The 25,726-nt window shown below is 63.2% G+C and carries 27 protein-coding genes and 1 pseudogene; 16 read left to right on the forward strand and 12 right to left on the reverse strand.

What is annotated here, in order from left to right; translation table 11 throughout:
* Positions 1–15 precede the first annotated feature (15 nt).
* Positions 16–543, forward strand: a complete 528-nt coding sequence (locus NKJ57_RS06665; protein ID WP_280790547.1) for a type 2 periplasmic-binding domain-containing protein — start codon at positions 16–18, stop codon at positions 541–543.
* Between the two features lie 20 nt (positions 544–563).
* Here NKJ57_RS06665 and NKJ57_RS06670 read toward each other — a convergent pair whose 3' ends face one another.
* From NKJ57_RS06670 to NKJ57_RS06695, 6 genes are all read right to left on the reverse strand, one after another.
* Positions 564–896 (reverse strand): cupin domain-containing protein, encoded by a 333-nt coding sequence (locus NKJ57_RS06670; protein WP_373420123.1) that lies wholly within the window; start codon positions 894–896, stop codon positions 564–566.
* Between the two features lie 194 nt (positions 897–1,090).
* Positions 1,091–2,371 carry an O-acetylhomoserine aminocarboxypropyltransferase gene (locus NKJ57_RS06675; protein ID WP_023693295.1) on the reverse strand — a complete coding sequence of 427 codons (1,281 nt, stop codon included), beginning with the start codon at positions 2,369–2,371 and terminating at the stop codon, positions 1,091–1,093.
* A 167-nt stretch (positions 2,372–2,538) separates the two neighbouring features.
* The gene (locus tag NKJ57_RS06680) at positions 2,539–3,060 is read right to left on the reverse strand and encodes a CoA-binding protein (protein WP_023669414.1); all 522 of its coding nucleotides are present in this window, start codon (positions 3,058–3,060) and stop codon (positions 2,539–2,541) included.
* Entirely contained in the window at positions 3,057–3,833 is a 777-nt protein-coding gene (locus NKJ57_RS06685) for an AAA family ATPase (protein WP_023693294.1), read from the reverse strand. Before NKJ57_RS06685 ends, NKJ57_RS06680 begins: the two co-directional genes overlap by 4 nt.
* Before the next feature lie 8 nt (positions 3,834–3,841).
* The gene (locus tag NKJ57_RS06690) at positions 3,842–4,264 is read right to left on the reverse strand and encodes a VOC family protein (protein WP_023689472.1); all 423 of its coding nucleotides are present in this window, start codon (positions 4,262–4,264) and stop codon (positions 3,842–3,844) included.
* An 11-nt stretch (positions 4,265–4,275) separates the two neighbouring features.
* Positions 4,276–5,097 (reverse strand): enoyl-CoA hydratase, encoded by an 822-nt coding sequence (locus tag NKJ57_RS06695; RefSeq protein ID WP_023689473.1) that lies wholly within the window; start codon positions 5,095–5,097, stop codon positions 4,276–4,278.
* A gap of 146 nt (positions 5,098–5,243) precedes the next feature.
* On the opposite strand from NKJ57_RS06695, the gene NKJ57_RS06700 reads away from it, so the two are divergent.
* From NKJ57_RS06700 to rpsI, 3 genes are all read left to right on the forward strand, one after another.
* The gene (locus NKJ57_RS06700) at positions 5,244–5,708 is read left to right on the forward strand and encodes a PaaI family thioesterase (RefSeq protein ID WP_023693292.1); all 465 of its coding nucleotides are present in this window, start codon (positions 5,244–5,246) and stop codon (positions 5,706–5,708) included.
* 216 nt (positions 5,709–5,924) lie between these two features.
* Positions 5,925–6,389, forward strand: coding sequence for a 50S ribosomal protein L13 (gene rplM, locus NKJ57_RS06705; protein ID WP_023669409.1), 465 nt, complete (start codon positions 5,925–5,927; stop codon positions 6,387–6,389).
* A 1-nt stretch (position 6,390) separates the two neighbouring features.
* A complete protein-coding gene (rpsI, locus tag NKJ57_RS06710; protein ID WP_023669408.1) occupies positions 6,391–6,873 on the forward strand; it encodes a 30S ribosomal protein S9 in 483 nt (160 codons plus the stop codon).
* 292 nt (positions 6,874–7,165) lie between these two features.
* Here the strand turns inward: rpsI and NKJ57_RS06715 are convergent, their stop codons facing one another.
* Positions 7,166–8,065: a LysR family transcriptional regulator gene (locus NKJ57_RS06715; RefSeq protein WP_023669407.1), complete on the reverse strand. Its 900-nt coding sequence runs from the start codon at positions 8,063–8,065 to the stop codon at positions 7,166–7,168.
* A gap of 91 nt (positions 8,066–8,156) precedes the next feature.
* Here NKJ57_RS06715 and NKJ57_RS06720 point away from each other — a divergent pair, with 91 nt between their 5' ends.
* The gene (locus NKJ57_RS06720) at positions 8,157–9,029 is read left to right on the forward strand and encodes an aldo/keto reductase family oxidoreductase (RefSeq protein WP_352511341.1); all 873 of its coding nucleotides are present in this window, start codon (positions 8,157–8,159) and stop codon (positions 9,027–9,029) included.
* Between the two features lie 199 nt (positions 9,030–9,228).
* Here the strand turns inward: NKJ57_RS06720 and NKJ57_RS06725 are convergent.
* Positions 9,229–9,431: pseudogene (locus NKJ57_RS06725) on the reverse strand (glycerophosphodiester phosphodiesterase family protein); the annotation flags it as partial.
* A gap of 141 nt (positions 9,432–9,572) precedes the next feature.
* On the opposite strand from NKJ57_RS06725, the gene speB reads away from it, so the two are divergent.
* The 3 genes from speB (at position 9,573) to NKJ57_RS06740 (ending at position 12,431) form a co-directional block, all read left to right on the forward strand.
* Positions 9,573–10,574, forward strand: coding sequence for an agmatinase (gene speB / locus NKJ57_RS06730; RefSeq protein WP_023669405.1), 1,002 nt, complete (start codon positions 9,573–9,575; stop codon positions 10,572–10,574).
* Between the two features lie 29 nt (positions 10,575–10,603).
* Positions 10,604–11,530 carry an N-acetyl-gamma-glutamyl-phosphate reductase gene (gene argC / locus NKJ57_RS06735; protein WP_352511342.1) on the forward strand — a complete coding sequence of 309 codons (927 nt, stop codon included), beginning with the start codon at positions 10,604–10,606 and terminating at the stop codon, positions 11,528–11,530.
* 61 nt (positions 11,531–11,591) lie between these two features.
* A complete protein-coding gene (locus NKJ57_RS06740) occupies positions 11,592–12,431 on the forward strand; it encodes an aminoglycoside phosphotransferase family protein (protein ID WP_352511344.1) in 840 nt (279 codons plus the stop codon).
* Between the two features lie 53 nt (positions 12,432–12,484).
* Here the strand turns inward: NKJ57_RS06740 and NKJ57_RS06745 are convergent, their stop codons facing one another.
* Positions 12,485–13,609, reverse strand: a complete 1,125-nt coding sequence (locus NKJ57_RS06745) for a COX15/CtaA family protein (RefSeq protein WP_023697425.1) — start codon at positions 13,607–13,609, stop codon at positions 12,485–12,487.
* Between the two features lie 151 nt (positions 13,610–13,760).
* On the opposite strand from NKJ57_RS06745, the gene NKJ57_RS06750 reads away from it, so the two are divergent.
* Positions 13,761–13,976 (forward strand): DUF2842 domain-containing protein, encoded by a 216-nt coding sequence (locus NKJ57_RS06750; RefSeq protein ID WP_023669401.1) that lies wholly within the window; start codon positions 13,761–13,763, stop codon positions 13,974–13,976.
* 15 nt (positions 13,977–13,991) lie between these two features.
* Here NKJ57_RS06750 and NKJ57_RS06755 read toward each other — a convergent pair whose 3' ends face one another.
* Positions 13,992–15,050, reverse strand: coding sequence for a polysaccharide deacetylase family protein (locus NKJ57_RS06755; protein WP_023697426.1), 1,059 nt, complete (start codon positions 15,048–15,050; stop codon positions 13,992–13,994).
* A gap of 91 nt (positions 15,051–15,141) precedes the next feature.
* Between NKJ57_RS06755 and NKJ57_RS06760 the strand changes: the two genes are divergently transcribed.
* On the forward strand, positions 15,142–16,371 hold the full coding sequence (locus NKJ57_RS06760; RefSeq protein ID WP_023669399.1) for a GNAT family N-acetyltransferase: 1,230 nt from the start codon (positions 15,142–15,144) through the stop codon (positions 16,369–16,371).
* A gap of 3 nt (positions 16,372–16,374) precedes the next feature.
* On the opposite strand, the gene NKJ57_RS06765 is transcribed toward NKJ57_RS06760, so the two are convergent.
* Positions 16,375–17,085 carry a GntR family transcriptional regulator gene (locus NKJ57_RS06765; protein ID WP_023697427.1) on the reverse strand — a complete coding sequence of 237 codons (711 nt, stop codon included), beginning with the start codon at positions 17,083–17,085 and terminating at the stop codon, positions 16,375–16,377.
* A gap of 264 nt (positions 17,086–17,349) precedes the next feature.
* Between NKJ57_RS06765 and NKJ57_RS06770 the strand changes: the two genes are divergently transcribed.
* From NKJ57_RS06770 to NKJ57_RS06795, 6 genes are all read left to right on the forward strand, one after another.
* Positions 17,350–18,450, forward strand: a complete 1,101-nt coding sequence (locus NKJ57_RS06770; protein ID WP_352511345.1) for an ABC transporter ATP-binding protein — start codon at positions 17,350–17,352, stop codon at positions 18,448–18,450.
* A 34-nt stretch (positions 18,451–18,484) separates the two neighbouring features.
* Complete coding sequence (locus tag NKJ57_RS06775; protein ID WP_352511346.1) at positions 18,485–19,774, forward strand: ABC transporter substrate-binding protein; 1,290 nt, start codon at positions 18,485–18,487, stop codon at positions 19,772–19,774.
* A gap of 237 nt (positions 19,775–20,011) precedes the next feature.
* Positions 20,012–20,923 carry an ABC transporter permease gene (locus tag NKJ57_RS06780; protein WP_023697429.1) on the forward strand — a complete coding sequence of 304 codons (912 nt, stop codon included), beginning with the start codon at positions 20,012–20,014 and terminating at the stop codon, positions 20,921–20,923.
* Position 20,924: 1 nt separating this feature from the next.
* Positions 20,925–21,743, forward strand: coding sequence for an ABC transporter permease (locus NKJ57_RS06785; RefSeq protein WP_023669394.1), 819 nt, complete (start codon positions 20,925–20,927; stop codon positions 21,741–21,743).
* 2 nt (positions 21,744–21,745) lie between these two features.
* Positions 21,746–22,492 (forward strand): aspartate/glutamate racemase family protein, encoded by a 747-nt coding sequence (locus NKJ57_RS06790; RefSeq protein ID WP_352511347.1) that lies wholly within the window; start codon positions 21,746–21,748, stop codon positions 22,490–22,492.
* Between the two features lie 5 nt (positions 22,493–22,497).
* Entirely contained in the window at positions 22,498–23,334 is an 837-nt protein-coding gene (locus NKJ57_RS06795) for a GNAT family N-acetyltransferase (protein ID WP_352511405.1), read from the forward strand.
* Positions 23,335–23,432: 98 nt separating this feature from the next.
* On the opposite strand, the gene NKJ57_RS06800 is transcribed toward NKJ57_RS06795, so the two are convergent.
* On the reverse strand, positions 23,433–25,649 hold the full coding sequence (locus NKJ57_RS06800; protein WP_352511349.1) for a GumC family protein: 2,217 nt from the start codon (positions 25,647–25,649) through the stop codon (positions 23,433–23,435).
* Between the last annotated feature and the right edge of the window lie 77 nt (positions 25,650–25,726).

Raw genomic sequence — 25,726 nt, forward strand, 5'->3', positions numbered from 1 at the left:
CCGAAGGGGTGGGACATGACCACCGGCCTGTTCATTTCCGAAGACCGCCGGAAGCTGGTCGACTTCACAAGGCCGATCTGGATGCTGGCGGATGGATTGCTGGTCGCGAAAGACAATCCCCGCGCCTTTGATGGCTATCGGTCCGTCGCCAATGATCGGACGGCGCTGATCGGCGTCATATCGGGCCAGATCCAGCACCGGACGGCCCTGCAAAACGCTATTCAGCCCGAACGGCTAAGGATATTTGCCACCCAGGCCGAAGCAGCTAACGCCGTCGCGGCCGGCGTGGTGCATGCCTATGCGAGTGTAGCGCTCGCGCATCGCGGCTATCTGAGCCGGCGACCCGACGCGCCTCTCGACGTCGTCGACGTCCCGGCAGTCGAAAAACAGCCAGCGCCCGGCGCTTTCGCTCTCGCCAAAGGCAGTGCCACCCTGCTCCAGCGCGTCGACTTATGCCTCAGTGATTTGCTTGGCAGTCCCTGGCACAGGGAGATGATGAGCGGATACGGCTTTTCCGACACTGACATCGATCGGCTTTTGTGAAGTCCAAGCGCGCCGCGAGATCAGAGCTTGACCACATACTCCTTGCGGGTCGTTTCAAGCACTTCCCAGCTGCCCCTGAAGCCTGGCCTGAGCACGAAGCTGTCGCCGGCCCGGACCGTGCGCGCCTCGCCGCCATCCTCGGCAACCACCGAGACGCCGGACAGGATGTGGCAGAACTCCCATTCGTCATATTCGATGCGCCATTTGCCCGGCGTCGCTTCCCAGATGCCGGCATAGAGGCGGCCATCGCGCTCCTCGACATTCCAGGTGCGGAACTTCGGATCGCCCGCAATCAGACGATCCGGCGCCGGGGCGCCATGTTCGGCGTCGACGCTGTCGGTCGATATTGCCAAGTAATGCGCGGACAGGGTTTGCCTCCAACAGATTAGTGACTAGTGAGTAGTGCAGAGTAGTGACTAGTGAGTAGTGAGTAGTGAGTAGTGAGCGGAAAGCGCTCCCTCGAGCGGGTGGCTGATCACTAATCACTGCTAACTAGTGAATACCGACTACTACTCACTACTCACTACTCACTACTCACTAAAAAAATTCAAACCTTGGTCAAAGCCTGTTCCAGATCGGCGACGATGTCGTTGACATCCTCGATGCCGACGGAAAGCCGGACCGTGTCCGGTCCGGCACCCGCCTTGACCTTCTGCTCGTCGGAAAGCTGGCGATGCGTGGTCGAGGCCGGATGGATGACCAGCGACTTGGTATCGCCGACATTGGCGAGGTGCGAGAACAGTTCGAGCGCCTCGACGAACTTGATGCCTGCGTCGTAGCCGCCCTTCAGGCCGAAGGTGAAGACAGCACCGGCGCCTTGCGGCGAGTATTTCTTCTGCAGCGCGTTGTTCTTGTCGCTGGGCAGGCCGGGATAGTTGACCCAGGCGACCTTGGGGTGGTTGGACAGCCAGCCGGCTACGGTGATCGCATTGTCGCAATGGCGCTGCATCCTGAGTGGCAAGGTCTCCAGCCCGGTCAGGATCAGGAAGGCATTGAACGGCGAAATCGCCGGGCCGATGTCACGCAGGCCAAGCACGCGCGCGGCGATGGCGAAAGCGAAATTGCCGAAGGTTTCGTGCAGGACAAGGCCGCCATATTCGGGGCGCGGCTCCGACAGCATCGGATATTTGCCGGATTTCGACCAGTCGAACGTGCCGCCATCGACGATGGCGCCGCCGATCGAATTGCCGTGGCCGCCGATGAACTTGGTCAGCGAATGGACGACGATGTCGGCGCCATGCTCGATCGGCCGCACCAGATAGGGCGAGGCCAGCGTGTTGTCGACGATGAGCGGCAAGCCGTGCTTGCGGGCGATGTCGCCGATTTTCTCTATGTCGACGAAGGTGCCGCCGGGATTGGCCAGGCTCTCGATGAAGATCGCCTTGGTCTTGTCGTCTATCTGGCTTTCGAAGGTGGAGACGTCGTTGGTGTCGGCCCAACGCACCTCCCAGCCGAAATTCTTGAAGGCATGGCCGAACTGATTGATCGAACCACCGTAAAGCCTTGTGGCGGCGACGAAATTATCGCCAGGCCGCATGAGATTGTGGAACACGATCACCTGTGCGGCATGGCCGGAAGCAACGGCAAGTGCAGCCGTGCCGCCTTCGAGCGCCGCGATCCGCTCTTCCAGCACCGCCTGGGTCGGGTTCATGATGCGGGTGTAGATGTTGCCGAAGGCCTTCAGCCCGAACAGCGAGGCGGCATGGTCGGCATCGTCGAACACAAAGGAGGTCGTCTGGTAGATCGGCGTGGCGCGTGCGCCCGTCGCCGGGTCGGGCTTGGCGCCGGCATGGACGGCGAGCGTGTTGAAACCGGGCGTGCGGGTCATCGAAAACCTCCCTGAGCGGTAAACGTGTGAATGATGAAATGGTCAATGGTGAGCGATGAATGGTGGTCGCAAAGTCGGCCAGTCCCACCTTGATTGCAAGCCGCTCATATGCGGCTTTACCCGGCTTCCAGGAAAATCCTTCTATTCACCATTCACCATTCACTGCCTTACTTCTGGCGCACACCGAAACTCTGGAATCCCGACCGCATCAGCGGCTTCTTCGACGAAAGCACACCGGAGTTGACGCCGGTCCAGCCGATCTCGCCCGACAGCTTGCCATATTCGATCTTCGGGCAGCGGTTCATCACCACCTTGATACCGGCCGCCTCGGCACGCGCGGCCGCCTCGTCATCGCGCACGCCAAGCTGCATCCAGACGACTTTCGGCAAGGGGTCGAGCTTCAGCACCTCATCGACAATGCCGGGCACCGCTGCGGAGGCGCGAAAGATGTCGACCATGTCGACCGGTTCAGGCAGATCGGCAAGGCTGGCATAGGTCATGCGGCCGAGGATTTCCTTGCCGGCCTGCCCCGGATTGATCGGAAACACCGAAAAGCCCTTGGCCAGCAGGTATTTCAGCACGAAAAAGCTCGGCCTGACATCGTTGGCCGACGCGCCGACCATGGCGATGGTCTTCACAGAATTGAGGATGCCGCCGATATAGGCATTGTCGTAGCTATCGTGATTCACTCGTCGGTCTCCCTCAGTGCTTCCTCCATAAAGGACTGCGGGTCCGTGCAGAAGTCGCGCATCATGCGAAAATGATCGGTATCGGTGAAATCTGTGGGGTCGAGGCCGAAGCGGCTGATGCGGAACAGCCGCGCGCCCGGACAGGCCATCAGCAGCGGCGAGTGCGTCGCCATGATCACTTGAGCCGTGCCGGACCGGTCCATGCGCCGCAGCATCTTCAGCAGCTCGATCTGCCGCGATGGCGACAGCGCGCTTTCGGGCTCGTCGAGGATGTAGATACCTTGCCGGCGGCAGCGCTCCTCGAAGAAGCGGATGAACCCTTCACCATGCGACCAGGACAGGAAATCCGGCGGCGCCCCGCCAGATTCCAGCGCCGCCTGATCGAGATAGCGGGCAACCGAGTAAAAAGATTCGGCGCGGAAGAACCAACCCGCTGTGACCTTCGGCAGCCAGTGGCCGCGCAACGTGTCGGCAAGCGCTGCACCACTCTCGTCGATGGCGCCGGAGTGGTCGACGGGCATGTAGCCCTTGCCGCCGCCGGCTTCGTCGTAACCGGCCAGCGCGCCGATCGCTTCCAGCAGCGTCGATTTGCCGGTGCCGTTTTCGCCGACAATGATGGTGATCGGCGTGGTGAATTCGAGCTCGAATTCGCGGCCGCGGAACAGAGGCAGGTTCCAGGGATACTTGTCCCAATCTTCCACGCGCTCGGGGTCAATCAGGATGCGTTTGAGATAAGGCGCCTTAAGCCGGGTCAGTTGCTTGCGATAGCCCATGCGGACGCTCAGTCCGGCAGCGAGATGGTGCCGTCATCCGCGATCGGGAAGGCCGGATTGTGTGCGACTTCCCAGACATGGCCGTCGGCATCGGCGAAATATCCATACCAGCCGCCCCAGAAGGCGCGGCCTGCCGGCTTGACGATCCTGCCGCCGGCCTTCTCGGCGGCCGCCAGCACGTCGTCGACTTCGGCATCGGAGCGGGTGTTGTAGGCGAGGTAGACCGCCGACGGTGCTGCGGCGAAGGCAATGCCTGAATCCTCCTCGGCGCTTGGCCTCGGGAACAGGCCGAGAATGGCGCCGCCCATCTGGAAGAAGGCGACGCCATCGGTGATGCCGGCGTGGCGCTTCAAGCCCATGCCTTCGTAAAAGCGCACGGCGCGCTCGAGATCGTCGGTGGCGATGGTGATGATGGAGATGCGCGGTTCCATGGATCGAAAACCTATTCGTCCGTCCATTCCGGTTTGCGCTTGCCGATGAAGGCGCCGATGCCTTCCTCGGCGTCGCGGGCCAGCATGTTCTCGACCATGACGCGGCCGGTATAGGCATACGCGTCCGCCAACCCCATCTCGGCCTGCGCGTAAAAGGCTTCCTTGCCGGTCTTGACCACCAGAGATGATTTGGAGGCAATGGTTTGCGCGTATTTGGTGACGATCTGATTCAGGTATTCGCGCGGCACGACGCGGTTGACCAGGCCGAATTCCTTGGCGGTTGCGGCATCGATGGTCTCGCCGGTGAGCAGCATTTCCATGGCGTGCTTGTGAGACACGTTGCGTGACAGCGCCACCATCGGCGTCGAACAAAACAGGCCGATATTGACGCCCGGCGTGCAGAAGGTCGCTTCATGCGAGGCAATGGCGAGGTCGCAACTGCAAACCAGTTGCAGCCCCGCAGCGGTGGCTAGGCCATCGACTTCGGCGATGATCGGGAGCGGATGGCGCACGATCTGCTGCATCAACGCCGCGCAAGCCGAAAATGTCTGCTCGAAAAACCCCTTGCCCTTGTCGGCGTCGGCGCGGCGCGCGGTCATTTCCTTGAGATCGTGACCGGCGCAGAAGACTTTCCCGGCGGCCGCCAAGACGATGACGCGGACCGATTTGTTGGCCTTGGCACGGTCGAGCTCGGCGCTCAATGCCGCCATGACGGAAAGCGACAAGGCATTGGCGGGCGGATTGGCGAGCGTCAGGCGCAGCACGCCCTTGTCCAGCCCGGCGATGACCGGCCCGTCTATGGCAACAGGTTTGATCGAAAGGATTTCGGCCATGACAAGGGTCTCCGCGATTCCGCCGGGCGCCGCCAGACTATCTAATATCGGATCGAGTTTCATCAACACCCATCGCTTGCGCCAGAGGTGTTGCCAGAAGCGCATCATTGCGTTCATACAGGCCCGGCATAGAACGAGAGACCGACATGCCCGCCCAGGACAATCTCAAGCCGGTGCTGACGGCGGCTGAAGTCAATGCGCTGATGGCCAGCGTCTACCCCCAGCTCAACGACGAGTTCACGTCGTATGAGGCGCTCGATGTGTTTCCCGGCGGCTGCACGGTGCGGCTCAACGCCAGCGAACGGCATTTGCGTCCCGGCGGCACGGTGTCCGGGCCCTCGCTGTTCACGCTGGCCGACATTGGCGGCTATGTCTGCGTGCTCAGCCATGCCGGGCCGGATGCGCTTTCGGTTACCGTCAACCTCAACATCAATTTTGTCCGCAAGGCCGAAGCCGGGCCGATCGACGGCCATTGCCGCATCCTGAAGCTGGGCAAGAGCCTGATGGTGTTCGATATCGACATCGTCGCCGGACCGAAGGGACACACGGTAGCGCATGCGACCGGCACCTATTCGATCCCGCCGAAGCGCGCCGCCGATGTGGTAAAATAATACCTTTTGATCAAACCTTTGTTTTTATTACACTTTACGAGCAGACGTGCTTTTCCCGCGCCTTGACGTGCACCACCCCCTCGCCTATAAGCCGTCACGAAGCAGCGGCCCGCAAAGGCCGCCGTTTTGTTATTGGCGGCGGGCAAGTGCCTTGTCGCCAATCCAAGCAACAAGAAACGCCTTCTTCGGAAGGTCAAAATCGAAAGCAGAAAATCCATGGCAACCTTTTCGCAGAAGCCTGCGGATGTGGTGAAGAAGTGGGTGCTGATCGACGCCGAGGGTCTCGTCGTCGGCCGTCTCGCCACTGTCATCGCCAATCATCTTCGCGGCAAGCACAAGCCCACCTTCACCCCGCATGTCGACGACGGCGATAACGTCATTGTCATCAATGCCGACAAGGTGGTGTTCACCGGCAAGAAGTTCACCGACAAGGTCTATTACTGGCACACCGGTCACCCCGGCGGCATCAAGGAGCGCACCGCGCGCCAGCTGCTCGAGGGCCGTTTCCCCGAGCGTGTCGTCGAGAAGGCCGTCGAACGCATGATCCCGCGCGGGCCGCTCGGCCGTCGTCAGATGAAGAACCTCCGCGTCTATGCAGGCACGGAACATCCGCATGTCGCCCAGCAGCCCGTCACCCTCGACGTCGGCGCGCTGAACGCCAAGAACAAGAAGGTTGCATAAGATGGCTGAGCTTTCCTCGCTCGCAGAATTGGGCGCCGCCACCGGCAACACCAACACCCAGCCGGCAGCACCCGTCCATGTCCAGAAGCTCGACAAGTCGGGCCGCGCCTATGCCACCGGCAAGCGCAAGAACGCCATCGCCCGCGTCTGGGTGAAGCCGGGTTCGGGCAAGATCGTCGTCAACGACAAGGAATTCGCGACCTATTTCGCGCGTCCGGTCCTGCAGATGATCCTCAACCAGCCGATCATCGCTTCCAACCGCGCCGGCCAGTACGACATCGTCGCCACCGTCATCGGCGGCGGCCTGTCCGGCCAGGCCGGTGCCGTTCGTCACGGCATCTCCAAGGCGCTGACCTACTATGAGCCGGCACTGCGCGCCGTGCTCAAGAAGGGCGGCTTCCTGACCCGCGACAGCCGCGTCGTCGAGCGCAAGAAGTACGGCAAGGCGAAGGCCCGCCGCAGCTTCCAGTTCTCGAAGCGCTAAGAGGCGCTTGGGGCCAAGTTTTCGAAGCGCTAAGCGCTCGGAAACGTCCTTATCGAAGGCCGCCTCCGGGCGGCCTTTTCTTTTGGGTCTGGGCAGTCACCCACCCGCGCCTTCGAAGCGACCTCCCCATCGAGGGGAGGTAGGGGTCACGGCGGTTTCGCCGCCCTGAATAATCCAAAGGTTCGGCTGACACCAAAACCCGACCATAAGAGCGCGACGCCCTACCTCTCCTCGATGGGGAGGTCGGCGCGAAGCGCCGGGTGGGGTGATGGCGCCGGCCTCGGTTCAAGTCTCAGAACTTGCCGGCCTTGATATAATCGATAAACGCCCGTAGCGGCGCCGGAACCAGACGCCGTCCGGGATAGTACAGAAATGGCCCGGGAAAGCTCTGCCACCACGGTTCGAGCACGGGCTCCAGGGCGCCGCTTTCGAAGTGAGGGCGAAGCCAGCCCTCGAAGAGAGCGACGATGCCGCTGCCGGCAATGGCCGCATGGACGGCAAGATCGCTCGCCCCGCCGATCCGCACGATCAACGGCCCCGTCGTGTCGACCCGCACCACCTCGCCGTCGCGCTCGAATTCCCACGGCAGCATCGCACCGCTGGCAAAACGACCGCGCAGACAAGCATGGCCAAGCAGGTCGCTCGGGTGCTGCGGCCGCCCATGGCGATCGAGATAGGCGGGGCTGGCGCCAGTGGCGAAGCGCTGGACGCGCGGTCCGATCGGCACCGCGATCATGTCCTGCTCCAGTCGCTCGTCATAGCGGATGCCGGCGTCGCAGCCGGCCGCCAGCACGTCGACGAAGTTCTCATCGGCGATGACCTCCAGCCGAATGCCGGGATAGGCGGCGAGGAAGCCCGGAACGATGTCGGGCAATATCAGCCGCGCGGCGCTGACCGGGACGTTGAGGCGCAGCGAACCGGCCGGCCTGTCGCGAAAGCCATTAACCACGTCGAGGGCCGCCTCCACCTCCGACAGCGCCGGGCCAAGCCTTCCCAAGAGGCTGAGGCCTGCGTCGGTTGGAACAACGCTGCGTGTCGTGCGGTTGAACAGCCTGACGCCGAGCTGCGTCTCCAGGCGGCGCACCGCTTCGCTCAGGCCCGACGCGCTGCCGCCGCCGGCGCGAGCCCCTTCGCGAAAACCGCCGGCACGCGCCACCGTCACGAAAGCATTCAGATCGCCAAGATCCATCATTGTTCGCCATTCCGCACAAGCTGTACGGATTGTACCTTATTATCCCAAGGTTGAGCAGCGTCTATCTTCGCCTCCTCAAAGGAGATCGACCATGTCCACCATCCAAAAATCCGGCACATTCACCCTCGGCAGCCACACCGTGAAACGGCTCGGCTACGGCGCCATGCAACTTGCCGGCCCGCACGTTTTCGGTCCGCCGAAAGATCGGGACGCGGCCATTGCTGTGCTGCGCGAAGCGGTGGCGTCCGGGGTCAACCACATCGACACCAGCGACTATTATGGCCCGCATGTCACCAACCAGCTGATCCGCGAAGCGCTGGCGCCCTATCCGCAAGACCTCGTCATCGTCACCAAGATCGGGGCGCGGCGCGGCAGCGACGGCTCCTGGCTGCCTGCCTATTCCGCCAAGGAACTAGAGCAGGCCGTGCACGACAATCTCAGGAATCTCGGCCTTGAGGTGCTGGATGTCGTCAATCTGCGCATCATGTTCGGGGTGATGGGTCCCGCCGAGGGCTCGATCGAGACGCAGTTGACGGCGCTTGCCGAACTGCAGCGGAAGGGCCTGGTGCGCCATATCGGCCTGAGCAACGTCACCCCTGCGCAGGTCGAGGAAGGCCGTGGGATCGCCGAGATCGTCTGCGTGCAGAACCAGTACAATCTGGCGCATCGCGACGACGACGCGTTGATCGATGAACTGGCGCGCGCCGGCATCGCCTACACGCCGTTCTTCCCGCTCGGCGGCTTCAGCCCGCTGCAGTCGTCGACCTTGTCGGATGTGGCCACGCGGCTCGGCGCCACACCCTTGCAGGTTGCGCTCGCCTGGCTGCTGCGCCGCTCGCCGAACATCCTGCTGATCCCGGGGACGTCGTCGGTCGGGCATTTGAGAGAGAACCTGGCGGCGGCGGAACTGGAGCTGTCGGCTGATGTGCTGAGGGAATTGAATGGGGTGGCGAAAGCGGCGTGAAGATTTTGCGGGCGGCGCTGTCACCCCACCCGCGCCTTCGGCGCTACCTCCCCATCGAGGGGAGGTAGGAGGTCGCGGCAGCCTTGCATGCCTCGCAATCGCTACGACTGTCGGATCTAAAGCGCCAACGCCCTACCTCCCCTCGATGGGGAGGTCGGCGCGCAGCGCCGGGTGGGGTGATGGCGCCGACGTACGATTTCTAATTGATACTCGCCGTATTCGCGGCTCGGCCGGCTTCCCTCATCCACATAAGGCGCCCGAAACCCATCGGCCCCCAACCAGCCAATCGCAGCCTTCGGTTCTTCGGTCTGGATGATGGTGGCGCCGCGTTCGGCCCAGAAACCGTGTCTCGGCCGGCATGCCGGCCCGCACCGCCAGTTCATCGCCGCGGCCGCCGGAGAGGAGTCGCCGGGCCTTGCGCCTTGGCGATACAAATCCTGTGTCGCCCCTCTAGAACGCTATGGCGTTTCGCCAAGCTGTGACTGGCATCTTGCGTGCCGGTTCTGTAGTTGTGGCAGCCCGATGAACAAAGAAGGACCCGTAATGGCGAACCAGACCATCGACAACGCCTTCACCGCCCGCTCCAAGACGGGGCCTTCCTTCGAGCCGACCTATGCCGGCGCGCTGTCGTTCATGCGGCGCAAATACACGAAGGATGCAAAGGGCGCGGACGCCGTCGTGTGGGGCATTCCGTTCGATGCCGCCGTCACCAACCGGCCGGGCGCGCGCTTCGGGCCGCAGGCGATCCGCCGCGCCTCGGCGATCCTCGACAACGACCCGCAATATCCGTTCTCGCGCGACCTGTTCGAGCATCTCGCCGTCATCGACTATGGCGATTGCCTGCTCGATTCGGGCAATCACCAGAAGACACCAGGCACGATCGAGCGCGAGGCGGCGAAGATCCTGAAATCGGGTGCCTTCCTGTTGTCGCTCGGCGGGGATCATTTCGTCACCTGGCCGCTGCTCAAGGCACATGCCGCCATCCACGGGCCGCTGGCGCTGGTGCAGTTCGATGCGCACCAGGACACCTGGCCCGACGATGGCAAGCGCATCGACCATGGTTCGTTCGTCGGCCGCGCCGTCAATGAAGGCATCATCGACCCCGACCGCTCGATCCAGATCGGCATCCGCACGCATGCCCCCGATACGTTCGGCATCAAGATCCTTTACGGTCACGAGATCGAGGAGATGCGGGCTTCCGACATCGCCTATGCGATCGTCGACCGCACCGGCGGCAGGAAGACCTATCTCACCTTCGACATCGACTGCCTCGACCCGGCCTTTGCGCCCGGCACCGGCACGCCGGTTGCCGGCGGACCGTCCTCGGCGAAAATCCTGTCGACGCTGCGCCAGCTCGGCCAGGTCGATATTGTCGGCGCCGACGTCGTCGAGGTTGCGCCGGCCTATGATCACGCCGATATAACGGCGATCGCCGGCTCGATGGTGGCCATGCACTATCTCGGCCTGGTGGCCGAGCGAAAAGCGCGGGCGGAAGAGCTGAACAGCGGCAACCATGGCGCGGCAAACCATGGCCAGGGCATATAGGCCTGAATTAGCAGGGAATTGACGGGCACATGAAACCGAAAATCTTCATCGATGGCGAACACGGCACCACCGGCCTGCAGATCCGGGCGCTGCTGGCCGAGCGCGGCGACCTCGAGATCATCTCGATCCCGGCCGAGCGCCGCAAGGAAACGGCGGCGCGCGCCGAGTTCCTCAATGCCGCCGATGTCGCCATCCTGTGCCTGCCGGATGCGGCTGCCAAGGAAAGCGTGTCGCTGATTGCCAACGACACCACCAAGGTGATCGACGCCTCCACGGCGCATCGCGTCGCCGAGGGCTGGGAATACGGTTTTGCCGAGCTGGACAAGGATCAGGCCAGGATCATCGCCAATGCGAAACGCGTCGCCAATCCCGGCTGCTGGCCGCAAGGGCCGATCGCGACGCTGCGGCCGCTGGTCGCTGCCGGTCTGCTGCCGACGGATTTCCCGATCACGGTCAATGGCATTTCGGGCTATTCGGGCGGCGGCCGGCCGATGATCGAGGACTATGTCGCCAAGGGCGAGGATGCCTCTGAATTCCAGGTCTATGGGCTGACCCTGCAGCACAAGCATGTGCCGGAGCTGCGCACCTATGCGAAGCTGTCGCACGATCCGATCATGCAGCCGGCGGTCGGCAATTTCGCCCAAGGCATGATCACAGTGGTGCCGCTGCAGCTCGGCGGGCTCGACCATGTGCCGGCCGGCGCCGAACTGCACGCGGCAATCGCCGACCATTTTGCCGCCATCAAGGGCGGCGTGGTCGAGGTAGCTCCTTACGAGCACGTGGAGCGCCTGCCCGAGATCAATCCCGAGGTCTATAACGGCACCAACCGCATGAAGGTCTATGTCTTTGCCAATGACGACAGGGCGCAGGCGCTGCTGATTGCGGTCTATGACAATCTCGGAAAGGGCGCCTCGGGTGCTGCCGTTCAGAACATGGATCTGATGCTCGGCCTTTAATTCAGTTGGAGAGAGCATGTTGCCCGAAAACCGCTTAACACTTTTCGGCATCACGCTCTGAATGGACGCGCCTGCATTTCCAAAGCGCTGGAAGATCGGCGCGCCCGAGCTCATTGCCGAGACGTTATCGAGCCGCATCTGGAAGGTGCGGCGTGAGGACGGCTCGCTGGCCATCGTCAAGGCGCTCAAATCATTCGACGATGTCGACGACGAGTTGCGCGGCGAGCACTATCTCGCATGGCGGCGCGGCGAAGGCGCGGTGCGGCTGCTTGGCCGGGACGGCCACCGCATGCTGCTGGAATATGCCGGCGACACCCTGCTTTCCGAAGTTCTGGCCAAAGAAGGCGACAACGCCGCGACCGCAATCGCGGCCGAGTTGATGGGGAGACTGTTCTCGCCCTCAAGACACCCTGCCCCGCCGGACCTGCAGCCGCTGCGGACACGGTTTGCCAGCCTGTTCAAAAAGGCCGGAGCCGATCGCGACGCCGGAGAGCACAGCCTCTATGTCGAGGCCGCCGAAATCGCGGACCGGCTGCTCGATGCCCCGCATGCGGTCAAGCCGCTGCATGGCGATCTGCATCACGACAACATTTTGCACGGTGCGCGCGGCTGGCTGGCGATCGACCCGAAGGGCGTGCTCGGCGATCCCGGCTTCGACGCCGCCAATCTGTTCTACAACCCACTGGGGCGCGACGACCTCTGCCTCGATCCCGAGCGCATCGCGCATATGGCCGAGATCTTCGCCAGGACACTCGGCCAGACGCCGGCTGCCATTCTCGACCATGCCATCGCCTATGGCTGCCTGTCGGCCGCATGGCATCATGAGGACGAGAATGCGGTCGACGAGAACCGCGAGCTGTCGGTTGCGGGAGTGATCCGAAAGGTGCGGCTCAGCTTCTGACCGGCGCAGCCTCGCGCGTTAGACGTAGCGAGGCAGTTCGTTCGCGAAATAGATTATTGCGACGGCCAAGACACCGTAGACGATGTACCTGCGTTCATGGGCGGCCGCGTTGGCAGTGGATAGGCGCCTTTGGTGCCGCGCCAGTGGGCGGCGGCAAATCCCAGCAGGACAAGCGCGAAGGCCTGATGGGTCAGCGCCATGTGCAGCGGCACCTGCATCAGCAGCGTGCCGATGCCGATCGAGGCCTGGACCAGCACCAGCAGAAACAGCAGCGTCGCGCGGCGTGCGTGTGTCGTGCCTGGTAAACGCCGGCGTGTCGCGATCATGTGCCAGAGCGCGACGGCAAAGACCGTGTAGGCGCCCAGTCGGTGGACGAACTGCACCGTCTTCGGGTTCTCGAACAAGTTGCGCCAGGCCGGCTCGAGCAGAAGCAAATCTGACGGGATCACCTTGCCGTCCATCAGCGGCCAGGTGTTGTAGCTCAGGCCGGCGTCGAGCCCTGCGACCAGGCCGCCGAGATAGATCTGGATCAGCGCCAGCAGCACGATGAAGCCGGCCAGCCTTTGTGTCGGCCGGTCGGCGGCAGGCTCCGAATGCGGCGCCAGCCCGCGCGCGACCACCATGGTGGCAGTGAAGATCAGGGCGGCAAGCGTCAAATGCGTGGCCAGCCGGTACTGGCTGACGGAGACGCGGTCGACCAGGCCGGAGGCCACCATCCACCAGCCGATGGCGCCTTGCAGGCCACCAAGCAGCAGAATACCGACCAGCTTTGGCCCAAGGCCGCGCTCGATGCGGCGCGTCGCCCACAAGACCAGCAACGGCAGGCCGAAGACCAGGCCGACACTGCGCGCCAGGATACGGTGCGCCCACTCCCACCAGAAGATCGACTTGAAGGCATCGAGGCTCATGCCCTTGTTGAGCTCGGCATATTGCGGAATCTTCTGGTAGAGCTGGAATTCCTCCTGCCACTCCGCGTCATTGAGCGGCGGTATCACACCGTGGATCGGCTTCCACTCGGTAATCGACAGGCCGGAATTGGTGAGCCTGGTGGCGCCGCCAACCAGCACCAGCGCAAACAGCACCAGAAGCACGACATAAAGCCAGCCGCGCAGCAGAGCCCGGTTTTGCAGATCGCGATCGCGGTCAATGTAAGGCGCGGCGGCTGATATGGCGGCCATGGGCTGGTCCCGGCAGGTTGACGTGGCGGATTGGTGAACCATCGCAACCCGGCTGACAAGACCGGACGGCGCGGCACGCCGTCGCGCCGCAAGTCACGGGTTGCACGCGCCCCCGGTTGGGCCTAAGCGGAGGCGATCAACGAGAACGCTCATGCCCATCCGCCTGAAAAAGCTGATCGGAACCTTCCTGCTGGTGGCGCTTGTCATCATCTATGCGCTGGTCGCGTCGATCATAGCGGTCGCGCAGCTGTCGCAATCCAGCCCGCTGGTGCATTTCCTGTTTTTCCTGTTCAGCGGCCTGTTCTGGGTGCTGCCTGCGATGGGCATCATCAAATGGCTGATCCTGGAGCCGCCGCCGAAAGGCTGAAGCGCCCGACCCAGGTTAGATGGTGACGACCATTTTGCCGGCATTGGCCAGCGGCGTCGTCACGCCCGACAACATGGTGCGGATATGGGCGACACTCTGGTAGCGGCCGTTGACCGAAATGCGCGGCAGCGCGTGCAGGAAGCCGGCGTGCTCGGCGTGCAGCACGCCGTGGCGAGTGGTCACCGCCGAGGCGTAGCCGGCGTCGCGGGCAAAGCCCACTTCGCGGCAGCCGACAGCGCTGGCGTAACCATAGGGGTAAGCGAGATGACGTGGGTCTTCGCCGAGCTGCGCCTGCAGCTGGCGCCTGACGTCGACGATTTCATGGCGCGCATCGGCTTCGTCGAGCCGCTTCAGATTGCGGTGGTTGACCGTATGCGCGCCGATCGTCACCAGCCTGTGCCCGGCCACGGCGCGGATATCGTCCCAGGTCATTAGCGTGCTTGGGCGCAAGCCATCGAGGTCGATGCCGTTCGAGCGCGCCAGATCGCGCAGCACGGCGCGCTGATCCTCCTCGCGCACCTCGAGCGTCAGATAGGCATGCAGACGCGCATTGGCGTGGAGTTTCTTGCTGTGGGTCGAGCAGTCTATGGTCACCGGCCCCTTCGGCGTCGCCAGCGTCAAACGCTCCCGCGCGTTGACGATATCCTCGACCACGTCCCACCATAAATCGGCGCTGCCGTCGATCAGACCCGGCGCGACATAGATGGTGATCGGCGCGTCGTGCTTTTCGAGCACTGGCAGCGCTTCGGTCATGTTGTCGCGATAGGCGTCGTCGGCGGTGATGGTGGCGAACTGGCCGTCCTTGCCGCCGGCCTTGATGCGCTCGATCGCCTCGTCGAGGGTGACGAAGGCATAGCCCCTCGACTTCATGTCGGCGACGAGAGCGTCGAGGAATCGCGGGGCGATGTTGAGGTGGCGGTTAACGCCGTCCGGCTTCTCCGGCGTGGCGGTGACCCGATGCAACATGAGGATGGCGCCAATGCCGCCGACAAACGGCTTGGCCAGCGGTGCAAGGCCGGTAAAGCGGGCGATATTAAGCGCCAGTTTCCGAACTGCCTCACCACCGTCGATCATTCATTCACCTTTTGCGCCTAGGCTCGATCCAAGCACGGAACGCGCCGACGCGAACTCCTGATCGCGACGAATACGCCTTAAGGATTGAGGTATGGTTGACGCCACCGCGTCATTTGACGGCAATCGGCTCGCCGCAAGCAAGGCGTCTGCGCGCACGCCGGCTGCCGACCAGACCAGTCTGTCGGTGTCGATCGCAGATGCTGCCGCGCTCGCCTCTTACGGCGAATTCTGCCGTTCGGCGCTGTTTGCGCCGGCGCAAAGCGCGGACTGGGTTCGTGCCTGGACGGCGCAGGCTAATCCCGATGCCGTCATTGCCACGCTGACAATCGAGGACAGGCCGGTCTTTGCACTGGCACTGGAAATCACGCGAACTGGTCCATTCCGCGTCGCCCGCTTCATGGGCGGGCGCCATGCCAACGGCAATTTCGCCGCCGCCGATCCGGCATGGCTGGCAAAGGCAGATGCCGGGGGGATCCGCAGGCTGGTGACGGCGATCGGCAAGGCGCGTCCCGACATCGATCTCGTTGCCTTGGAAAGGCTTCTGCCCGACCTCGATGGCGTTGCCAATCCGCTGGTGGCGTTCTCCAACTTTCCGAGCCCAAACCTGTCGCTCGCCGTCAATCTCGACGGTGGTTTCGATGCGCTGCTGTCGCGTGTGGGCGGCAAGCGCAAGCGCAAGAAGCACCGTTCGCAGACACGCAAATTCGAGGCGGTCGGCGTTCATCGCCGCATCGAGGCGCAGACACCCGAAGACGTGAACCGGCTGCTCGACGCTTTCTTCGAGATGAAGGAGTTCCGTTTCGCCAAGATGGGCATCGCCAATGTCTTCGGCGAGCCGGAGGTGCGGGCTTTCTTCCGTGCCCTCTTCGCCGGCGCGCTGGCCGAGGAGAAACCGGCCTTTGTGCTGCATGGGCTCGAAGTGGCCGGCAAGCTGCGCGCAATCACCGGCTCGAGCCGCTCGGGCAAACGCCTGATCTGCGAATTCGGCGCCATCGCCGAGGACGATCTCGGCCACACCAGCCCCGGCGATTTCCTTTTCTTCGACATCATCGAGGAAGCGTGCCAAACAGGCTTCGATGTCTATGATTTCTCGGTCGGCGACGAGCCCTACAAGCGGCTCTGGTGCGATATCGAGACCCAGCATTTCGAGGTGCTGGCGCCCCTGACGCTGAAGGGACGCGCCCTGGCGTCGGCGCTGCGGCAGGGCGCACGGGCGAAAGCCTTCATCAAGAACAACCCGACGGTCTGGAAGCTGACCAAGATGCTGCGCCGCAAGGCCGCCGGACAGGCAGCGCCCGCTCCCACGGACGACGAAAACTAGCGTTCAGAAATTCAGCGCTTCGCGGAGCGCCGGGCCGGCCCTGACCCGCAGGTCGAGATCCGCCTCGATGTGGTCGATATGGTGCAGCATCAGCCGGCTCACCAACCCGCAATCGCCGCTTTCCAGCGCGCCGACCATTTCCGTGTGCTCACTGTGTCCGCAGGCCGACACGCCGGATCGTCCGTAAAGGGCGATCACCAGCGACGAACGCGCCACCAGCTCCTCCATGAAGCGCTGCAGGATGGCATTGCCGGCGACGGAGGCGAGCAGCAGGTGGAAATCGCCTGATGCCTTGATTTCGGAGCGCCGCGCGGTTGGGCCGCGCTCGGCGATGAAGCGGCCTTCCTCGTCGAGCTGCGCGCGGAACGCAGCGATATCGGTGGCTGTGACCCGCCCGCAGGCGGCAATGGCGATGCCCGGCTCGATCAGCCGGCGCGATGCGAACACCTGGCGCGCTTCCTCGGGCGTAGGGTTGGCGACGAAGGCGCCACGGTTGCGCTCGGTACGCACCAGCCCCTCGAAGGACAGCATCTGCAGCGCCGCGCGCGCGACCGTGCGCGAGACGTCGAACAGCGTGCCGACCTCGCCTTCCGACAGCTTGGTGCCGGGCGTCAGCCGACGGTCAACGATGGCGTCCCGCAGATTGTCGCGAATCGCCTGGGCGCGATCCTGGTTGGCGCTGTCGGCGGAATGGATCTGATCGGCAATGTTCATGGCGATGATGGTTCCCAGCCTCTTTCTAGCGCAACTCGTCGCCTGCGCACGAGAGGCAAAGTGGACACGAAGCCAAAAAAGATTGCATACGATTCTTGCGCGGATCGCGCACAATCGCCCATAATTTGTGCAATGCACAAGATAGCCCACCGGCTAGGCAGTGGGCACGAATTCCGATTTTGCTGATGATTCAAACGCTTGGCCGAATCTCGCCGATTGGCACGCATAATGCATTGGTTGACGCGACCAAACGGGGAAGCCTGAATGTCCAAAGCCGCCGAGATCGACATCGTCTCCGTTTCGAAAGTGTACGGAACGACGACTGCCGTCGAGGCCATCAGCCTGAAGATACCGGCAGGCACCTATTGCTGCCTGCTTGGCCCCTCCGGCTGCGGCAAGACCTCGACGCTGCGCATGATCGCCGGCCACGAAAGCATTTCGTCGGGCGATGTCCGCCTCGGCAACATCGTCGTCACCGACTTGCCGCCGGCAAAGCGTGGCACGGCGATGATGTTCCAGTCCTATGCGCTGTTTCCGCATATCGACCTTGTCGACAATGTCGCCTTCAGCCTGAAGATGAAGGGCGTCGACAAGGAGCAGCGCCGTGCCAAGGCGCTCGACATGCTCAAGCTGATGCAGATGGAGGCCTATGCGACGCGCCGGCCGGCGCAGCTTTCCGGCGGCCAGCAGCAGCGTGTTGCACTCGCCCGCGCTCTGATCACCGATCCCGAGGCGCTGCTGCTCGACGAGCCGCTGTCGGCACTCGACCCGTTCCTGAAGATACGCATGCGCGCCGAGCTGAAGAAATTGCAGACCTCGCTTGGCATCACTTTCGTCCACGTCACCCACAGCCAGGAAGAGGCCATGGCCTTGGCGGACCTGATCGTGGTGATGAATGACGGCCGCATCGAACAGGCGGCGCCGCCGCGAGATGTGTTCGAAAGGCCGGCCACCGCCTTCGTCGCGCGCTTCATGGGTGACCACAATGTCATCTCCGGCCGGGTTACCGGCGCGCGCGACGGCATGGTCGTCTTCGACGTCAATGGTGGCGCCTCGCTCGCCGCCCGCGGGCAAGGCCGGGAGGCGGGCCAGGAGGTGGGCACGCCGATCGACATCGCCATCCGCACCGACCATGTGCGCATCGGCGAAGCACCCTCTCCCGGCCTCGGCTTCACCGGCATCGTCTCCAACATCGAATATCGCGGCGCCACGGTGAAGCTGTCGGTCACCGGCGGCGGCATCGACGATTTCACCGTTATCATCGACGATTCCGACTTCTTCGCCAAACCCGTCGCCCTTGGCGACGCCGTACCGCTCGCCTGGGATTCCGAGGACGCCATCGTCCTCGGCCGCCTTCATTCATGAATTCAACGAAGCAAAACAAAACAGGGGAATAGGAATGACAAAAACAGTAGAAACAAAGACCGGAATTTCGCGACGTTCGTTGCTCAAGACAGGTGCGGCCGCCGTCGGCCTCGCCGCAGGCTCGGGCGCCATTACAGGCTTCCCGACCATCTGGGCGCAGTCCAACATCACGCTGCGCCAGTTCGGCACCGGCGTGTCGAACCTGAACGCGATCGCCGACAAGTGCAAGGCCGACCTCGGCATCACGCTGGAAATGACGGCGACCGATTCGGACGCGGCCGCCCAGCGCGCCGTGACCCAGCCCGACAGCTATGACATCGCCGACATCGAATACTGGATCTGCAAGAAGGTGTTCCCGAGCGGCGTGCTGCAGCCGATGGATGTCAGTAAGCTGAAATACTACGACGAGCTGGTGCCGTTGTTCAAAACCGGCAAGCTGACGCCCGACAGCATCATTGCCCAGGGCACCGCGCCGCACACGGTCGGCTATGTCGAAGCGCAGGACTCAAAGACCTTCGCCAAGGCGCCGACCAAGTGGTTCACCATGGTGCCGACGATCTACAACGCCGATACGCTAGGCATCCGGCCCGACCTCGTCGGCCGCGACATCACCACCTGGGCCGACATCATGGATCCGGCCTTCAAGGGCAAGACCGCGATCCTTAACATCCCGTCCATCGGTATCATGGATGCGGCCATGATCATGGAGGCCACAGGCAACATCGAATATGCCGACAAGGGCAACATGACCAAGGAAGAGATCGACAAGACGATCGACTTCCTCATCAAGGCCAAGCAGGCCGGCCAGTTCCGCGCCTTCTGGAAGTCGTTCGACGAGAGCGTCAACCTGATGGCATCGGGCGAAGTGGTCATCCAGTCTATGTGGTCGCCGGCCGTCGCTGCCGTGCGCTCCAAAGGCATCGCATGCCGCTTCCAGCCGCTCAAGGAGGGCTATCGCTCATGGGGCGGCGGCCTTGGCCTTGCCGCCCATCTCAAGGGCGCCGAGCTCGACGCCGCCTACGAATACATCAACTGGTATACGTCGGGCTGGGTCGGCGGCTATCTCAACCGCCAGGGCTACTATTCCGCCAATATGGTCTCGGCCAAGAAGTTCATGTCCGAGGACGAATGGGGCTACTGGATCGAAGGCAAGCCGGCCAAGGGCGAGATCAAGGCGCCGGACGGCACCGTCATGGAAAAGGCCGGCGCCGTGCGCGACGGCGGCTCGTTCGAAGAGCGTATGGGCAAGGTCGCCTGCTGGAACTCGGTCATGGACGAGGACCGCTACATGGTGAAGCGCTGGAACGAATTCATCGCGGCGTAGAGCGGACGCGTTCACTGTGATGTTGCGATCCTTCGCGCCCCCCTCTGTCCTGCCGGACATCTCCCCCACTTGGGGGGAGATTGGCAGCGTCATGGCCGGCTCTTCGTTAGCAACGTTGGAGTTTGGCGAAGGCCGTTATGAGAGTTCGATCTCCCCGCTCGTGGGGGAGATGTCCGGCAGGACAGAGGGGGGCGCGAAGGATCGCAAGTCATCGCGATCACGCGGAGGATTTTCCCAATGACAGTCGCGCTCGAACGCCCCGCCATCGCAGCAGCCAAGCCCGCCAGACGCCGCCGCGTCTCCCTTGGCGCCGTCACGCCCTATTTGCAATCGGCGCCGCTGGCGCTCATCCTCGGTGCGTTCCTGCTCTTGCCAATCATCATGATCGTCGTCGTCTCCTTCTGGGATTATGACTTCGCCGCCATGTATCCGGATTTCCTGACGACGAACTATTCCGACGTGCTGGGATCATGGGTCACCTGGAAGACCTATCTCAACACCATCAAATTCGCTGCCATCGTCTGGGCTCTGACCTTGTTCATCGGCTTCTGGGTCGCCTATTTCCTCGCCTTCCATATCCGCACCACCGCCATGCAGATGGTGCTGTTCCTTGTCTGCACGGTGCCGTTCCTGACCTCCAACATCATCCGCATGATCTCGTGGATCCCGGTGCTTGGCCGCAACGGGTTGATCAACTCGACGCTGGTGCAATTGGGGCTGGTGCCAAAACCCATCGAATGGCTGCTCTATTCGGAATTCGCCGTGGTGCTGGCCATGGTGCATCTCTACACGCTGTTCATGGTAACGCCGATCTTCAACACGTTGATGCGCATCGACCGCTCGCTGGTCGAGGCCGCGCGCGATGCCGGCGCGTCCGGCTGGCAGGTCTTGTGGAACGTCGTCATCCCGCTGGCCAAGCCCGGCATGGCGATCGGCACCATCTTCGTCGTCACGCTGGTGATGGCCGATTTCTCCACTGTGCAGGTGATGTCGGGCGGCCAGAGCGCGTCGGTCGCACTGATGATGAAGAACCAGATGTCGCTGCTGCAGTATCCCGCAGCCGCCGCCAATGCCGTAGTGTTGCTGGTGTTGGTACTGTTGATGGTCGCGGGCATCCTGCGCATCGTCGACATCCGCAAGGAGCTTTGAGGTGAGCCACGAAAAACGCACCCTCGAATTCTATGTGCTTGCGGTCTTCTTCACTCTGTTCGTGCTGTTCCTCTACGGCCCGCTGTCGGCGATCCTGATCCTTTCTTTCCAAGGTGAGACCGGCGGCCTCACCTTCCCGCTCAATGGCGTGTCGCTGCACTGGTTCGCCAATCTGTTCGAGCGCCAGGCGGTCGGCGATTTCGGCGGCAGCTTCAAGCGCTCGCTCGTGCTCGGCCTTATGGTGATGATCGTCACCGTCGTCGTGTCGCTGCTGGCAGGGCTCGCTTTCCGGCAAAAATTTCGTGGCGCCACCGCTTTGTTCTACCTGGCGGTCGCCAGCCTCGTAGTACCCTCGATCATCATTTCGCTCGGCATCGGCGTCGTCTTCCAGCAGGTCGGCTTCCGCCCAGCCTGGTACACATCGGCCTTCGGCGCGCACCTGACCTGGACCTTGCCCTTCGGCGTGCTCATCATGTTCGCCGTCTTCAACCGCTTCTCGCCCGCCTATGAGGAAGCCGCGCGTGACCTGGGCGCCAACTCCTGGCAGACCTTCGCCCATGTCGTGCTGCCGATGATCGCGCCGAGCCTGATCGGCGTCGGCCTGTTCGGCTTCACGCTGTCCTATGACGAGTTCGCCCGCACGCTGATGACGTCGGGCACCTTCAACACGCTGCCGCTCGAGATCTACGGCATGACCACCAATGTCACGACGCCGGTGCTCTACGCGCTGGGCACGGTGACCACCGTGTTCTCCTTCCTGGTGATCCTGGCCACACTGGGCGCCATCCTCTATGTTGGCCGCAGGCGGGCCAGGGTTTGATTGTGCAGATACTGGTGGTGAACCCCAACACAACGGCGAGCATGACCGAGACGATCGCGGCGGCGGCGCGCGGCGTTGCCGGCGCCGGGACCGAGGTGATCGCGGTCACCTCCTCGATGGGCCCGGCCTCGATCGAGGGCTATTATGACGAGGCATTGGCCGTGCCCGGCCTTTTGATGGAGATCGCCGCCGGCGAACGTGCCGGGGCTCAGGCCGCCATCATCGCCTGCTTCGACGATACCGGCCTGGATGCGGCACGCGCCATGGCCTCCATTCCGGTCATCGGCATCTGCGAGGCCGCACTCAGTGTCGCCTCCTACATTGCCCAGCGCTTCACAGTGGTGACGACCACCGAACGCTCGCGTGTCCCTGTCGAGGGGCTGGTGCAGCGCTATGGCATGGCCGGGCGTGCCCGCGTGCGCGCCGCCGACATTCCCGTACTCTCGCTTGAAGACGCTGCTTCCGGCGCTGTCGAGAAACTCCGCGCCGAGATCGCCCGCGCCATAGCGCAAGACCGCGCCGAGGCCATCGTGCTCGGCTGCGCCGGCATGGCCGACCTGGCACACCGGTTGCAGCAAGAGTTCGACCTGCCCGTCATCGACGGCGTCGGCGCCGCCCTCAAACAGGCCGAGGCGCTGATCGCATTGGGCCTGTCGACCTCGAAGCGCGGCTCCTATGCCAGTCCGCTGGCCAAGCCCTATCGCGGCGTGCTGAAATCCTTCTCGCCGGGGGTGGTCGCCGCGGAGTGAACGCTATGAAGCCTACCGTCCGCGCATTGTCTCCGCCGGAACTGACCGTTCTCATCGACTGGGCGGCGGCTGAAGGCTGGAACCCTGGCCTTGACGATGCCGCGGCGTTCCGGCCAACCGATCCTGAAGGGTTCATCGGCGCTTTTGTCGACAACGAGATGACCGCCGCCATCTCGGCTGTCGCCTATGGCGGCAACTTCGGTTTCATCGGTCTCTACATCTGCCGACCAGACATGCGCGGCAAAGGCCATGGCAAAGCAGTCTGGAATGCGGGCATGGCCAGGCTGGCCGGCCGAACGGTCGGCCTCGACGGGGTCGCCGCGCAGCTGGCGAATTATCGCCGCACGGGATTCAGCTCGGCGTACGAAACCATCCGCTTCAGCGGCCGTATCGCGACCCCGCCCGTCCGAAGCGAAGGGGTGCGCATGATAACCACGCAACTCGTGCCCGACATCATCGTCTATGACGCCCGCTGTTTCCCCGCGCCTCGACGAGCCTTCCTGCACCGCTGGGCGCAGCCGCCGCATTGCGGGTTCGCCGCGATCAGTTCACTCGGCACCATAGGCTACGCCGTGGCTCGTCCCTGCCGTTCGGGTTACAAGATCGGCCCGCTGTTTGCCGACGACACCGAGACGGCGATGCAGCTCATGGGCAGTCTGGCTGCCGCATGCCAAGGTGGCGACCTGCATATCGACGTTCCTGCCGAAAATTTCGATTTCACCACGGCGCTTTCAGCAATTGGTTTCAGGCCGACCTTCACCACCACGCGCATGTACAAGGGCCCGCCTCCGAAGGTCGACTCGCGCCGAATATTTGGCGTGACAACCCTGGAGTTGGGGTAGATCCCGGCGCCGACTGACAAGCTTGGTTTTTCGGGAGCCGGCGGGCGATGGACGAGCCAATCCGTAGTAGCGCCGCCTAAGTTGAATTGTCCGATGTCTCAGGCGGCGCTACGTCGTCCCGGCACCGGGTTACCCGGCGTCTCGTGGCCGATCGGCGTCACCAGAGTGAGGTCGGGATAGCCGCTTTCGATCAGCTCGACGGCGGCCTGCGCCACCTCATCGTCCGCCTGCAGCATGGACATGAAGACCTCGGTGCTGTCGCCGACCAGTCGGCTGATGCCTTGCGCATCGGCCGGTCCGCATTCGACGATGACCAGATCATAGGCGGTGGTCAGCGACTGCATGATGATCGGCAGCCGGTCGGCGGCGCGCATGGCGCGCACCGGATCGGCGGTGCCGACGGGAACGACGTGGCAGTCCGAATAGAGGTCGGCGTGGATGACGTCGCTGAACTGCGCTTCCGAAGCCAGCAGATTGGTGATGCCGGGGAAAAGTCCGCTGTCCAGCATCGGCCGCGAGGCGGCACCTGACGCCGTGAGATCGAGCAGCAGCACGCGCAGGCCAGCGTCGGAGACTTCGCGCGCTACCAGCACTGCCGAGGCCGCGGCCTCATCGCCTTCGGGCGAGACGAAGATGGCGCGCGCAGCACCGCTGGCGATCAGCTTCTCCGCCGCCTTCTCGACATCGATCTCGCCAAGGCTGGAGCGGACAGGTTCAGGTTCGGCTTGCGGTTCGGAACCGGCGATCGCTGCGTCCTCCTGCACTGCAGGAGCCGGCTCGGGCTTTGGCGCCAGTTCAGACTCCATGGTCGTCGGCTGATCGTCCACTTCCACGACCTCAGGAGCCGGTTCCGGGTCGACTACCGGCGCCGACATTGCCGGCATCGCAACCTGCTCGATACGCTCGAAGCGCGCCCCTGGGGCCGGACGCATGGCGCGGCCCGAAAACAGCTCCTGCAGCAGCGTGATGACCGACATCAGAACCAGCGAGCCGACGAAGGCGGCGCCGACGATCGGCACGAGCTTGGGGAAATAGGGTTCCGACGGCACGCGCGCCTCGGAAAACACGCTGGCATCGACCGGCAGGTAATTCTTGCGCGAGGACACTTCGCGGAAGCTCGCCATATAGGATTCAAGCTGCTGGCGCCGGACGTTCGCCTCACGCTGCAGGGCATCCAGCTGGACTTGCTCCTCGCCGGCGCGCGACGACGCCGCTTTCAGCTTGTTGACGTCCGATATCAGCTGGTTTTCGCGCGCCTGGGCGGTCTGCGCCTGCGTCAGCAACCCGCGCATGATCTTTTGCGCCTCGTTGCGGATCTGACCGTCGAGATCGGCTAGCTGCGACCTCATCGCCCGCAGGCGCGGATGGTTGTCGAGCAAAGTGGTGGAAAGATCGGCGATGTTGGTTCTGAGCTCGATCTGACGCTCGCGCAGCCGCTGGATCAGATCGGAAGACAGCACTTCGGGTACAGCGTCCAGCGAACCGCCATTCTGCAGGGCCTGGCGCACCCTTTCGGCCGTTGCCTCAGCCGAGGCGCGGCTGGCGCGCACACGCGACAGCTCGCTCGATAGTTCGGACAATTGCTGTGTCGCCAGCACCGAATTGTTGCCAGCCATCAACAGGTCCGACTGAGCGGAGCGGAAGGCCGCGACCTTGGCCTCTGCATCCCTGACCTGCTTCTGCAGCTCCTCGATCTCCGGCCCGAGGAAGGCGGTCGCGGCCGCGTTCGACGTGGTCTTGGCATCGGCCTGATAGGCCATGTAGGCCTTGGCGATGGCATTCGGAATATCGGCGGCAAGCTGGCGGTCTTCCGAGGAAAATTCGACGGCGATGGCACGCGTCTTCTCGACGCCATAGACGTTTAGCTTGTCGCGCATTTTAGTCAGCACGCGCTCTTCGAGCGGAATCTCTGCCGGATCACTTTTCAGTCCGGCAATGACAAGAAGTCGGGCTACCGGCGACATGCCGAGCGCATCGTTGAACTCGGGCTTGTCGCCCAGGTGCAGATTGCCAGCCACCTTATTGAGAATGTCGGACGAGGAAATGACCTGAACCTCAGTTGCTACACCTTCCGCATCGAGCACAGGTTTGTCGTCTTCATTGGTACCGGCAGGCCGCGTATAGGCCGATTCGCTCAACTGGATTTTCAGCTGCGTCGTCGCCTTGTAATGCGGCGTGGCAAGCCACGCGAACGCGAAGGCGAGACCAGTGACGAGAAGCGTGATCACAAGAATGCGCAGCCAGTTCCGCGCCAGGCTGGCGAAGAGCTGTCTCAGGTCGACATCGACATCTGCGGCCGCGGACTGGTCGGACATGCATTCCTGCTCCGGAACATGAGGCTAGATGGTAGCGTAAACAACTATGGTAACTCAGCCGTTAAGATCGCGGCAAG

The organism is Mesorhizobium sp. M0077 (assembly GCF_040322955.1).
Lineage (GTDB): Bacteria > Pseudomonadota > Alphaproteobacteria > Rhizobiales > Rhizobiaceae > Mesorhizobium.

Coding starts and splice junctions, on each gene's coding strand:
- NKJ57_RS06665 (WP_280790547.1), top strand. CDS start 16: ATGACCACCGGCCTGTTCATTTCCGAAGACCGCCGGAAGCTGGTCGAC.
- NKJ57_RS06675 (WP_023693295.1), bottom strand. CDS start 2,371: ATGACCCGCACGCCCGGTTTCAACACGCTCGCCGTCCATGCCGGCGCC.
- NKJ57_RS06685 (WP_023693294.1), bottom strand. CDS start 3,833: ATGGGCTATCGCAAGCAACTGACCCGGCTTAAGGCGCCTTATCTCAAA.
- NKJ57_RS06690 (WP_023689472.1), bottom strand. CDS start 4,264: ATGGAACCGCGCATCTCCATCATCACCATCGCCACCGACGATCTCGAG.
- NKJ57_RS06695 (WP_023689473.1), bottom strand. CDS start 5,097: ATGGCCGAAATCCTTTCGATCAAACCTGTTGCCATAGACGGGCCGGTC.
- NKJ57_RS06700 (WP_023693292.1), top strand. CDS start 5,244: ATGCCCGCCCAGGACAATCTCAAGCCGGTGCTGACGGCGGCTGAAGTC.
- rplM (WP_023669409.1), top strand. CDS start 5,925: ATGGCAACCTTTTCGCAGAAGCCTGCGGATGTGGTGAAGAAGTGGGTG.
- rpsI (WP_023669408.1), top strand. CDS start 6,391: ATGGCTGAGCTTTCCTCGCTCGCAGAATTGGGCGCCGCCACCGGCAAC.
- NKJ57_RS06715 (WP_023669407.1), bottom strand. CDS start 8,065: ATGATGGATCTTGGCGATCTGAATGCTTTCGTGACGGTGGCGCGTGCC.
- NKJ57_RS06720 (WP_352511341.1), top strand. CDS start 8,157: ATGTCCACCATCCAAAAATCCGGCACATTCACCCTCGGCAGCCACACC.
- speB (WP_023669405.1), top strand. CDS start 9,573: ATGGCGAACCAGACCATCGACAACGCCTTCACCGCCCGCTCCAAGACG.
- argC (WP_352511342.1), top strand. CDS start 10,604: ATGAAACCGAAAATCTTCATCGATGGCGAACACGGCACCACCGGCCTG.
- NKJ57_RS06740 (WP_352511344.1), top strand. CDS start 11,592: ATGGACGCGCCTGCATTTCCAAAGCGCTGGAAGATCGGCGCGCCCGAG.
- NKJ57_RS06745 (WP_023697425.1), bottom strand. CDS start 13,609: ATGGCCGCCATATCAGCCGCCGCGCCTTACATTGACCGCGATCGCGAT.
- NKJ57_RS06750 (WP_023669401.1), top strand. CDS start 13,761: ATGCCCATCCGCCTGAAAAAGCTGATCGGAACCTTCCTGCTGGTGGCG.
- NKJ57_RS06755 (WP_023697426.1), bottom strand. CDS start 15,050: ATGATCGACGGTGGTGAGGCAGTTCGGAAACTGGCGCTTAATATCGCC.
- NKJ57_RS06760 (WP_023669399.1), top strand. CDS start 15,142: ATGGTTGACGCCACCGCGTCATTTGACGGCAATCGGCTCGCCGCAAGC.
- NKJ57_RS06765 (WP_023697427.1), bottom strand. CDS start 17,085: ATGAACATTGCCGATCAGATCCATTCCGCCGACAGCGCCAACCAGGAT.
- NKJ57_RS06770 (WP_352511345.1), top strand. CDS start 17,350: ATGTCCAAAGCCGCCGAGATCGACATCGTCTCCGTTTCGAAAGTGTAC.
- NKJ57_RS06775 (WP_352511346.1), top strand. CDS start 18,485: ATGACAAAAACAGTAGAAACAAAGACCGGAATTTCGCGACGTTCGTTG.
- NKJ57_RS06780 (WP_023697429.1), top strand. CDS start 20,012: ATGACAGTCGCGCTCGAACGCCCCGCCATCGCAGCAGCCAAGCCCGCC.
- NKJ57_RS06795 (WP_352511405.1), top strand. CDS start 22,498: ATGAAGCCTACCGTCCGCGCATTGTCTCCGCCGGAACTGACCGTTCTC.
- NKJ57_RS06800 (WP_352511349.1), bottom strand. CDS start 25,649: ATGTCCGACCAGTCCGCGGCCGCAGATGTCGATGTCGACCTGAGACAG.